The following is a 2,199-nucleotide window of genomic DNA, read 5'->3' as shown; positions in this document are numbered from 1 at the left end:
TCCTGAAAATACTTTCGATATAATTGACAACGAGGTTCAGCAGAATCAGCCTTAATTGTAATTAATCCCATAGCTTCTAATTGATGTAATTCTCTATTTTTATTGGGTAAACGCAGGGGAGAATTAGCTTTTAATATTTGGCTAAAAACTGCCTTAATATTTTTCTGATTTGACAAAGTTTCTAAATGTCTACTTAAATGTTGTTGATAAATTCCACTTTCAGTAGAAGCATATTTTAATAGTTCTTCAATTGTTAATTCATCCGCCGACATTTTATACAATCCTAATCTGATTAAATAGGGATGACCTCCTACTATAGACATTAAACTATCTACTACCTTTATTGGTAATTGATGTAAGTATGCTAACTGAGTAACTTGCTCTGGTGTAAACTCTTTTAATTCTATGGGTAAACCAACATTAAAAGGAGAAAGATGAATATCTAATTTGCCATGATATTCTGTAGAATAAGCAATTACCATCCGTAAATTTTCCCAAATTTCTTTATGGTTACTCGCCTCATACCAACTTCTTAACATGATAAAAAAGTCTCTAGATATTTCTGGGTAGTTAAAAATTTCATCGACTTCATCTAAGAGTAAAACCACCACTTTATCTAAATGATATAAGAGAGCTTCAAGTTCTTCAGTGCAAGATATTTTAGCATTTTGCTCGTCCCATCTATTCCAGTTAGGAGAATCAGTAAACCTACTTTTGATATTTTTATTGAATGCTTTGAGAAAATTATTAATATTTTTGATGTTTTCTGGTTCAATTAGGCTATCAAATCTGAGATAGATAGATTCATATTTATTTTGAGTTGCATGAGCTTGTATTCGCGTCAATAGAGAAGTTTTACCCATTTGCTTTGGTCCTTTTATTCTGATTAAACAATCAGGAATTTCTATATTTTCATAACATTCTAATTCGATAGAACATCGTCTAATTCGATGACGCTCTACATAAAAGGGAGAATCTAGTTTCTCTGGTCTACCAGGAACTATAATTTTATTAGGACTAGAAAAGTATTTATCCTGCAACTTCTGACAGACTAAGTGGGGTTGATGTTTGCTGAATATTTCTACTAAAAACTCTTGGAAATAACTAGAGTCTTTGGGATGCCCAAATTTCTCAGCGATCGCTTTTAATTTTTTACTAACATTTGATCTATCCCAGTTCATAGAATCAGCAATTTTTCTCTGTAGATGACCAGCCAAAAACAACTTTAGTGTTTGTAATTCATCATCTGTTAATTGAGAGGAAAAAATATGTTTAAATACTTCTTTTTTCATAACTTTTTTATATACAAATGTAACACAGGCATCTTGCCTGTTCCCGATATTAATAGTTTAGTAGCGCAGGTATTTTGCCTGTTATATTCCTAATATTTAGGAAATTGAAATAAACAGAAAAGGGACGCAGCAGGGAATCGCAATTATTATTCTATACATATTTAGCTTAATCTTCAAAACGTGAATTATATTTTCACCTATTCTCTTGCCTTATACTGAGGGTGAAAAGACAAATCACAGTCAGTAGGGACGTTCCATGGAACGTCCCTACTTTGTCGGGGAAATAAGCAAGTAAAAGATTTAACGTGACACATTCTTTCATTTTTTATCTATTCCCAAAAAGCAGAATTATGATTATTTGTAATGAAACGAAGCCATTAGTTTTGTGGTGGTTATCGCTTCCCCGAAAAAAATTATAGTTCAATAAATTAAGGCAATGACTCAACAACTTCAAGTATTTAATGAACAACGTATTATCTCTCATGGAAATCAAAATGAAACTATTGAAGAAACCATAGAAAAGGTTAAACAAAGAATTATTCAAATTGGAGATAAACCCCATGTGACTGTTGCCAGACAATTAGAAATTCTAAATGAATTAGCAGGTTTTCCTTTAGGACAATTTTTCTTACAAAATCGTGGTTTAAATGGGTATTGGACAGATTATTTAATGGAACATCAGTATACAGGAAGATTTACTGGTACCGATCCAGAAGGTCGTAATTTAACAGAATTAGAAAAGTTTATATTAGATAAAAATCCTGGTACCCTTGCGACACAAGAAAGATATATCAATTTTCGTAAAGTTATTCAGAATTATGTACAAGAAGGTATAGTTTTTGCTTCCTTACCTTGTGGGATGATGAGAGATTTGTTGCAGTTGGATTTTACCGGAGTAGAAAACTTT

Annotated in this window: 2 protein-coding genes; one reads left to right on the top strand and one right to left on the bottom strand. The window is 31.8% G+C overall.

The features are described 5' to 3' along the window. The coding region (locus tag AC3DU7_RS26520) for an AAA-like domain-containing protein (protein WP_488042264.1) at positions 1–1,292 on the bottom strand (1,292 nt) is incomplete at its 3' end. A gap of 436 nt (positions 1,293–1,728) precedes the next feature. Here AC3DU7_RS26520 and AC3DU7_RS26515 point away from each other — a divergent pair. Continuing rightward, the coding region (locus AC3DU7_RS26515; protein WP_488042263.1) for a hypothetical protein at positions 1,729–2,199 on the top strand (471 nt) is incomplete at its 3' end.

Source organism: Okeania sp. (assembly GCF_983059655.1).
Note: the sequence above shows the minus strand (reverse complement) of the source record. Positions and strands in the feature narration are given on the sequence as shown.